We start from the raw sequence: 8119 nt of genomic DNA, 5'->3' as shown, positions 1-8119 counted from the left end.
GTCAGCCATTGCTGAAATGCTTGGTTATATTCGTGACTATCAATCAGCTGCACAATTCAGAGAATTAGGCTGCAATACTTGGAATGCTAATGCCAATGATAACCAAGCATGGCTTGATAACCCATATCGTCAAGGTGAGGATGATATGGGTATGTGCTACGGCGTAATAGGGCGTGCATTTCCGGGTATTGAAGATGATGAGCCCTTGGATCAATACAAAAAGATTGTAACGGATTTGTCTAATGGTATCGATGATCGCCGTGAGATCATGACTTTTAACCACCCTAATCTGATTCATCGTGCTTGTTTACCAGCATGCATGCATACTCATCACTTTAATTTATTGGGTGATGATTTGTATCTAGAAAGTTATCAGCGTAGTAGTGACTATGCCTTGGGTCAACCATTTAATCATTTTCAAGTGGCTTTTTTGCTAATGATTACCGCACAGATTACTGGTAAAAAAGCCAAGAAAATGCGCCATCATTTGTCGAATGTACATCTTTATGAAAACCAAGTAGAGATCTTTAAAAACGAGCAAGTTGGTCGTGATCCATTGCCACTGCCAAGCCTTAAAATTAATCCGGAAATTAAAACTCTGGAAGATCTAGAAACCTGGGTAACCATGGATGATTTTGAGTTAGTTGGTTATGAGCACCACGACCCTGTTAAATACCCATTTACGGTATAAGGCATGAGTTTACCCAACTGTCCAAAATGCAATTCTGAATATGTCTATGAAGACGGTAACCTGCTAATTTGTCCTGAATGTGCGTATGAATTTTCCGCAGATGATCTAGTTGAACAAGAAGAAGTCGTTAAAGACGCTAATGGCAATACACTTGCTGATGGCGATACGGTGACTGTCATTAAAGACCTTAAGATTAAAGGCACTTCAAATGCAGTTAAAGTTGGCACCAAAGTTAAGAGTATTCGTTTGTGTGATGGTGATCACAATATTGACTGCAAAATACCTGGCCACGGTGCTATGAAACTTAAATCTGAGTTTGTAAAAAAAGTCTAAGTTCTAGATTTCTACATGCCATGGTAAACCATAATATACCTGTATTTTAAATCACTGTATAATAATGTTCTAATATTATTTGGAGTACAGTTATGCAACAAACAAGCGTGTTTATAGCGTTATTAATAATGAGTTTTAATACATTTGCAAACCCTTTAGTAGTACAAGGTGTATCTTTCCCACAAGGACCGATATCATTTGCAGACGAGGTAGTAGAATATAGAGTGGGCAATGGATCAAAAGCTCCATTTGATAAACCTAATGCGGTTATTGCATTACCAAATGGCAATGTTTGCAAAGATGGTAAATGCCCTTCTTTTTCATTAGGTAAGCATGGTTTTATTACTATTAAATTTAATGATAACTACTTAACAACTTCTGGAGATTCATCTGATGATTTATGGATATTTGAAGTTGGCGAGGTGGTTGAGTCAACTGCAGTGGAGATTAGTCAAAATGGCAAACAATGGATTGGCGTAGGAAAGGTCGAAGGTGCTACATCTGGAATTGATATTGACGCCTACAAGGCTAACGGTGTTGTTGATGACACTAAGTACTATTACGTAAAGCTAACAGATCTTAAAGGGGAATCAGAATCTCCCTATCAAGGTGCTGATATTGATGCAGTCGCTGCTATTAGTGCAGCAACCAGTCAGGTTAGAAAATTAGTTAAAGAGATTGAAGAAAAGCAATTTGTTGATTTTGACGTAACTTTTGAAGGTGATCATTGGAGATTGACAAATTCAGCAATGAAGGAATTGGATAGTTTAGGTGAGGCGGTCTCTTCTTATGCTTTTAGAAACGGTATATTTGAATTGGTGGGGCATGTTGCTGGAACTAACGATGGCAAAGAAAGATGTTACAAAGATAAAAGTGATTATAGATATAGTCAAAACTGTACTTCATATGAAGACTGGATAAAATTACTTTCCGAAGGTAGGGCGAATAGTGTCAAGGTTTATTTAGAAGAGAACTATTCTATGTCCTCAGCCAGATTAAATTCAAAAGGAGTTGGCAATTCAGAGCATAAACATCCTAATGACCCATGGAATGCCGATAATAGACGTGTTGAAGTAAAATTTATTAAGAATTAATAAGGCAATTTATGCAAGAAGAGGTAAAGGTTACCAAAATTCAAATGCCATTTTGGAATATGGTGTGGTTTATTATCAAATGGACATTGGCTTCAATTGTAGCATTGGCTATTTTGGTGTTAATATTTATTGCAGTAATGGCTATCATTGCAATGATAATGGGTGAGAGTATTGATATTGGTAACACTGTTAACCATTATTCGTCTCAATTCCATAGTCACTATCACAGCAATTAGTTTTTTTATTTAAGCTTATTTCCAAATATCAACAGTAATACCTTTTTCTCTTAAGGCATCAGCTTGATGTTCAATGTAGCGTTGAAAATTTGGCTGAGTTTTGTAAGCACCTGAGAGCACGTAAGTCATAATTGAATGAAAATGGAATGATTTGAAGAAAGCATCTTTTCTAATAATTTCCGTTCCATTTTTGTCAAAAAATACAACAGCTGGCTTGTAAGTTAGCTTCAGGCTATCGTACCAATCTTTTGCAGTGGTTCTTTTGCCAGAAGGGGTAATGAGTTTTTCATTGCTTAGCGCATTAAAGCGCACCACTTGCATTTGCTTGAGTAGGGTGTTAGTTTGTTCTAGTGGCATTAATTGATTGTGAAATTCATCACATTCTTGACAGTTAGGCTCTTCAAAAAATACTGCCAAAAATTTCTGCGCTGGAATATGGGTGTTACGAGTAAGCATATGCGGCCCAGATTCAAAAATAGGGTTGGCATTTAAAGTGCCACTTTTTTCTTTTTTGAGGTTGTTGATATAGCTTGCATAAGACTGCTCAAGATATTTTTTGTTAGAAATATAATCTAAGGTTGCATGCATTTTTTCAACTGATTGATAGCCATTAAGTCTAAGCAGTGTTTCACCCTTAGGGTTTAGGAAAACAATGGTTGGAGTAAATTGGATTTTCATTTTTGATGAAAATTCTTTTTCAGTGTAATCATCTCCATTCCAATCTGTAAGATCTCGATCACCCCACATATTGGTTTCAATGGTGTCAAAATTAGTTTGTAATTTGGCCACTAGATTTTCATTATGAAAATTTTCTTCAACTAGTTTTGAGCAATAAGGACAGCCATTCTGATGAAAATACATCATCACATGTTTACCTTCATCACTAGCTTCTTCTAAATCTTCAGAAAAATCCATGAAGGTGGCTTTGAACCAGTTTGGCAGTTCATCAACTGTTTTGGCGCCTAAAAATTCACCTGGCTTAACATGCTCGTGGGCAGATAAATTTAATGAAGATAATAAGACGAAAAAAATAACAAGTATGCGCACAATCTCCCCCCAGAGTGTTGTCAATATTTACAGTTAAGAATTGTATGCCTAAATGGGAGTTGGTGCAAGTGTTAGACTAACTTTCAATTGTCTCAATGCCTTTTTGTGGAATGAAGAGTCCACAACCTAATAGGCGATGATCGCCCAGGCCTTGTTCCTGTAATAGTATTGATTCATTTTTGGTTAAATCTGCAACCATCAAAGAACGAGTATGAATTGCATTGTTGTCAGTTTGAATATTATGCTCAAGGCCAGCCATCATTTTTTTAACTTGAATGCCCAACTTAGACAGTTGATCAAAACACAATTGTAAAAAATCATCCTCGCTCATGTTTTTTTCACAAGCTACCTGTTTAGCAAATAACACTGGCATATCACTTAAAAGTTTTGAATTAATAAATTTAACTACTTTAACTTGATAATCGCCCAAATCAAGGGTTTTTCCAATTAACTCTTTAACCTCTTCAATGCGCTCAAAAGGGATTCGCAATGTGAGTTTAGAGCGTTTTGAAGGGTAATAAAACCCGCCATCTTTATTTTGTTCCCAGCCGTTACCATCAGCCACCCCAATATCATGAATGCCAGCGTTAGTTTCAACTAACCAAGGCAGGTGTTTAATCAGAGCTTGTGCTAATAAAAAGCTATGATCCATCGGCAGTATTTTTGATTGGATTTTAAAGCTAACCTCTTGAATAGTCTCAGGAAGCGTAAAATGTTCTTCTTTAGTGTCTTCTTGCCAAAACATATAAGATATATATTAAATTATTATTGTGTCATTATAGATGGAAAAATTACAACAACAACTTAACTATCATTTTAAAGACCTAAGTTTGCTTAAGCTAGCTTTGACCCATCGTAGCGTCGGTAAGAAAAATAATGAACGATTAGAATTTTTGGGTGACAGTATTCTTGGATTGATCATCTCTAGAGAATTGTACAAGCGCTTTACCCATGTTGAAGAGGGTAAGTTATCTCGTCTTAGATCACATTTGGTTCGGGGTCAGACATTGGCTCAATTTGGCGTTAAATTAAATTTAGCTGATATTTTAATCTTAGGCTCTGGTGAATTAAAAAGTGGTGGTTATCGACGTGAATCTATCCAAGCTGATGCAGTAGAAGCAATTTTTGGTGCTATTTTGCTTGATTCTGATTTTGAGACAATTAATACGGTTATCTTAGATTTATTCAAAGATCTTCTAGATGGTATTAATCCAAATGACTCTTTGAAGGATCCAAAAACACAATTGCAAGAATATCTACAAAAGCGCAACAACACCTTACCTAAGTATGAATTGATTAAAACAGTTGGAAAAGATCATAACGCTGTTTTTACAGTTAAATGTTTTTTGACTGATCAAGATATACAAGTTAATCAAGATGCTAAAAGCATTAAGCGTGCAGAACAATCATGTGCACAGATATTGTTAGATAAGTTAAAGGGAAAGAAATAATGAATTTTCAAGCAGGTTTTATTGCAGTGGTTGGTCGTCCTAATGTGGGTAAATCAACACTGGTTAATGAGTTAATTGGACAAAAACTGTCAATTACTTCGCACCGCCCCCAGACGACACGCCATCGCATACACGCGATTGATACAACAGATAATTATCAAATGGTCTTTGTAGATACGCCCGGTGTACATATTGGTAATAAAAAAGCAATTAACGCTTATATGAATCGCGCTGCAAGTTCTAGCATTAAAGATGTAGATATGATTTTATGGCTAGTAGAAGCTAATAAATGGACTAAAGAAGATGCTCGCGTTTTAGAGCATGTCTCTCAAGTAGATGTGCCAGTGGTGATGTGTATTAATAAAATTGACAAGCTATCATCACCTCAGGCAGTGTTACCATTTCTTGAGAAAATTGCTCTAAAGTATCAGCCCACTGATTTATTCCCCTTATCTGCGTTCAAAAAAAGAGACACGAGCGCTCTAAGAGAATTAGTTTTAAAGCATTTACCTGAACAGCCGATGATTTTTGATGCGGATTATGTGACTGATAGATCAGAGAAATTTATTGTCGCAGAATTTATTCGTGAAAAGCTAATGCGTCACCTAGAAGATGAATTGCCATATGATTTGACAGTAGAGATTGAGCAGTATGAATTGGATGGAAAAATGCAACGCATTGCTGCACGTATCTTTGTTGAAAAGGAGTCGCAAAAAAATATTGTGATTGGTAATAAGGGTGAAATGTTAAAACAAATTGGTACAGAAGCTCGTCAAAGTATTGAAGGATTTTTAGATCGCAAAGTGTTTTTAAAGCTTTGGGTTAAAGTATCAACGGGTTGGTCTGATTCTAAACGTTCACTTGCATCATTAGGTTACGACTAGTCATTATTAATGGATTCAATTACTCAATTTAGTCTGGGTGCTGTTATTGGAATAGCCGTTTCGCCAAAGAAAACCCCAAAAGTCGCGCTGATTTCAGGACTTGTGGCAACCATACCAGATCTAGATGTTTTATTTAGTTATCCAGATGCTTTGACAAGTACCATTGAGCATAGAGACTTCTCACATTCCTTGTTTTATCTCACTCTAATTTCGCCATTAATAGCGGCTTTACTGTACAAACTTTTTGATCTACTTAGCTATTTTCGTTGGCTAATTTTGGTCTTTTTGGTTTTAACAACTCACCCAATTCTAGATAGTTTTACAAGTTATGGCACTTCTTTGCTATTGCCTTTTAGTGATTTTAAAATTATGATTGGATCGATTTTTATCATCGATCCGATTTATACAATACCACTAAGTGTTAGCATTGGTTATATTTTCATCAAGAAGAAAGTGCTGATGATTAATAATTTTTCGTTTAATACAATTGCACTTATATTTTCACAACTTTATTTGTTGTCTACATTTGTCATCCAGCAATCAATACTACCAAGCGGAAAGGCTTATGCCACACCAACGCCATTCAACAGTATATTGTGGCGAGTTGTTGTTGTCGAGGATGATTTTATTAAGCAATATTTTGTTGATGTTTTTGGCAACAAGGGTGTAGAAATTAAAGTTGAAAATCGACACTATTTAAAAAATATTAACCAACAAGTTGTTGATAAATACGCCAATTTCTCAAGTGGTTTTTACAACTTAGAAGTTACTGATAACAAGCTAATATTGAAAGATTTTAGAATGGGTAGTATTACAAATCCAGTTTTTAGTTTTATCATTGCTGAACTTATAAATGATCAGTGGATAGCAGTATTGCCCTCCAGAATTTCTACGAAGTTTAATGCAGATAATATGTATGGGAATGAATAGTCATGGCAAAAGTGGATTTAACCCCAGCTTTTTTGATACATCGAAGAACCTTTAAAGACACCTCTTTATTGCTAGATTTTCTTACCCTCGAACACGGCAGAATTAGATTAGTAGGTAGAGGTTTGCGCAACTCAAAAACCCAAATTCAAGTGTTTCAACACCTCAAAATTTCTTATAGTGGTAAGGGAGATTTGAAGAGCTTAAGTAATTGGGAAGCAGATGATATCCCTAGACAGCTTAAGGGTGATAGCCTTATTCTTGGTATGTATGTCAATGAGCTCATTTCAAGACTATTGCATGAGCAAGATCCTCATTTTGAACTGTTTGAGATTTACAAAAGCTTTGTTCAAAATCTAGCAACAATTAATCCGTTATCTAGCCATTGGTTGCTTCGTTTATTTGAACACAACTTATTACAAGAGCTGGGCTATGGTGTAGATTTTTCACAAGACATAATAGGTGAACCCATTGATTTAAACGCTCATTATGAATATCAACATCAAGGTGGATTTATGAGAAGTGTTGCAGGTAAAATAATAGGAAAATCTATTAATCAATTATTGATTGATGATATTAACAACATGCCAGATCCACAGCAATTAAAGGCATGTAGAGATTTAAATCGCATGCGATTAAAACCTTTGCTGGGTGATAAGCCCTTACAAAGTCGATCATTATTTTTTAGCAAATAGCACATTATGAGTATTTATTTAGGCGTTAACATTGACCACATTGCCACTCTTAGGCAAGCGCGTGGCACCAACTATCCGTGTCCAATTGAAGGAGCTTTGTTGTGTGAACAATCTGGTGCTGATAGTATTACTCTGCATTTGCGTGAGGATAGGCGTCATATTCAAGATTCTGATGTAGAAATTTTGAGAAATAAGCTCACGACTAAGATGAATTTAGAAATGGCAACGACAGATGAGATGATTGCTATTGCTACTAAAATTAAACCTGAAGACTGTTGTTTGGTACCTGAAAAGCGCGAAGAACTAACAACAGAAGGTGGGCTTGAGGTTGCTAGCCAAATTCCAAGAATGACACAAGTTTGCGCTCAATTAGCTGAAGCTAGTATTATTGTTTCACTATTTATTGATGCTCAAAAAGATCAGATTGATGCGGCAAAAGAATGCGGCGCGCCAGTTATTGAGCTTCATACAGGCCATTATGCTAATGCAACGGGCGATGAGCAAAAACAAGAGTTTGAGCATATAAAAGCAATGGCGGCATACGCACATTCTATTGGCCTACAGGTTAATGCCGGACACGGGCTTACTTTAGAAAATACTTCGGCAATTGCTGAACTTCCTGAAATTGTAGAGCTAAATATTGGTCATTCGATTATTGCAAGGGCTATATTTGTCGGTCTTGAGCAAGCTACTCGTGAAATGAAAGCGTTAATGCTTAAAGTTAGAGTATGATTTATGGCGTAGGCACGGATATCATCAAT

At 36.1% G+C, this 8119-nt stretch carries 11 protein-coding genes; 9 read left to right on the top strand and 2 right to left on the bottom strand.

Features of this window, described 5'->3' with window-relative positions:
• The 4 genes from P8M52_RS04105 to P8M52_RS04090 all read left to right on the top strand — a co-directional run.
• Nucleotides 1–691: thymidylate synthase (locus P8M52_RS04105; RefSeq protein ID WP_300307705.1), on the top strand; the 691-nt coding region annotated here is incomplete at its 5' end.
• A gap of 3 nt (nucleotides 692–694) precedes the next feature.
• Nucleotides 695–1024, top strand: a complete 330-nt coding sequence (locus P8M52_RS04100; RefSeq protein WP_300307702.1) for a zinc ribbon domain-containing protein YjdM — start codon at nucleotides 695–697, stop codon at nucleotides 1022–1024.
• A 92-nt stretch (nucleotides 1025–1116) separates the two neighbouring features.
• Nucleotides 1117–2118, top strand: coding sequence for an OmpA family protein (locus P8M52_RS04095; RefSeq protein ID WP_300307700.1), 1002 nt, complete (start codon nucleotides 1117–1119; stop codon nucleotides 2116–2118).
• Nucleotides 2119–2129: 11 nt separating this feature from the next.
• Nucleotides 2130–2354 carry a hypothetical protein gene (locus P8M52_RS04090; RefSeq protein ID WP_300307697.1) on the top strand — a complete coding sequence of 75 codons (225 nt, stop codon included), beginning with the start codon at nucleotides 2130–2132 and terminating at the stop codon, nucleotides 2352–2354.
• A 15-nt stretch (nucleotides 2355–2369) separates the two neighbouring features.
• On the opposite strand, the gene P8M52_RS04085 is transcribed toward P8M52_RS04090, so the two are convergent.
• Nucleotides 2370–3401 (bottom strand): thioredoxin fold domain-containing protein, encoded by a 1032-nt coding sequence (locus P8M52_RS04085; protein WP_300307695.1) that lies wholly within the window; start codon nucleotides 3399–3401, stop codon nucleotides 2370–2372.
• A 76-nt stretch (nucleotides 3402–3477) separates the two neighbouring features.
• Nucleotides 3478–4146, bottom strand: a complete 669-nt coding sequence (gene cas6, locus P8M52_RS04080) for a type I-MYXAN CRISPR-associated protein Cas6/Cmx6 (protein WP_300307693.1) — start codon at nucleotides 4144–4146, stop codon at nucleotides 3478–3480.
• Between the two features lie 37 nt (nucleotides 4147–4183).
• Here cas6 and rnc point away from each other — a divergent pair, with 37 nt between their 5' ends.
• Genes rnc through pdxJ form a run of 5 tightly spaced genes read left to right on the top strand, consistent with a single transcriptional unit; the run spans nucleotide 4184 to nucleotide 8090 of the window.
• The gene (gene rnc, locus P8M52_RS04075) at nucleotides 4184–4852 is read left to right on the top strand and encodes a ribonuclease III (protein ID WP_300307691.1); all 669 of its coding nucleotides are present in this window, start codon (nucleotides 4184–4186) and stop codon (nucleotides 4850–4852) included.
• Complete coding sequence (gene era, locus P8M52_RS04070; RefSeq protein WP_300307689.1) at nucleotides 4852–5736, top strand: GTPase Era; 885 nt, start codon at nucleotides 4852–4854, stop codon at nucleotides 5734–5736. The genes rnc and era overlap by 1 nt, the downstream gene beginning before the upstream one ends.
• 9 nt (nucleotides 5737–5745) lie before the next feature.
• Entirely contained in the window at nucleotides 5746–6666 is a 921-nt protein-coding gene (locus P8M52_RS04065) for a metal-dependent hydrolase (protein WP_300307687.1), read from the top strand.
• 2 nt (nucleotides 6667–6668) lie between these two features.
• A complete protein-coding gene (gene recO / locus P8M52_RS04060; protein ID WP_300307685.1) occupies nucleotides 6669–7358 on the top strand; it encodes a DNA repair protein RecO in 690 nt (229 codons plus the stop codon).
• Nucleotides 7359–7364: 6 nt separating this feature from the next.
• Complete coding sequence (gene pdxJ, locus P8M52_RS04055; protein WP_300307683.1) at nucleotides 7365–8090, top strand: pyridoxine 5'-phosphate synthase; 726 nt, start codon at nucleotides 7365–7367, stop codon at nucleotides 8088–8090.
• Nucleotides 8091–8119 lie beyond the last annotated feature (29 nt).

Origin of the sequence: Candidatus Thioglobus sp. (assembly GCF_029243085.1) — a bacterium.
Lineage (GTDB): Bacteria > Pseudomonadota > Gammaproteobacteria > PS1 > Pseudothioglobaceae > Thioglobus_A.
The sequence above is the reverse complement of the archived record's forward strand: the minus strand, read 5'-3'. Positions and strand labels throughout refer to the sequence as shown.

Excerpts from the sequence above, each read along its gene's own strand:
- P8M52_RS04095 (WP_300307700.1), top strand. The coding sequence starts at position 1,117 with ATGCAACAAACAAGCGTGTTTATAGCGTTATTAATAATGAGTTTTAAT.
- recO (WP_300307685.1), top strand. The coding sequence starts at position 6,669 with ATGGCAAAAGTGGATTTAACCCCAGCTTTTTTGATACATCGAAGAACC.
- P8M52_RS04065 (WP_300307687.1), top strand. The coding sequence starts at position 5,746 with ATGGATTCAATTACTCAATTTAGTCTGGGTGCTGTTATTGGAATAGCC.
- P8M52_RS04090 (WP_300307697.1), top strand. The coding sequence starts at position 2,130 with ATGCAAGAAGAGGTAAAGGTTACCAAAATTCAAATGCCATTTTGGAAT.
- cas6 (WP_300307693.1), bottom strand. The coding sequence starts at position 4,146 with ATGTTTTGGCAAGAAGACACTAAAGAAGAACATTTTACGCTTCCTGAG.
- P8M52_RS04100 (WP_300307702.1), top strand. The coding sequence starts at position 695 with ATGAGTTTACCCAACTGTCCAAAATGCAATTCTGAATATGTCTATGAA.
- pdxJ (WP_300307683.1), top strand. The coding sequence starts at position 7,365 with ATGAGTATTTATTTAGGCGTTAACATTGACCACATTGCCACTCTTAGG.
- era (WP_300307689.1), top strand. The coding sequence starts at position 4,852 with ATGAATTTTCAAGCAGGTTTTATTGCAGTGGTTGGTCGTCCTAATGTG.
- rnc (WP_300307691.1), top strand. The coding sequence starts at position 4,184 with ATGGAAAAATTACAACAACAACTTAACTATCATTTTAAAGACCTAAGT.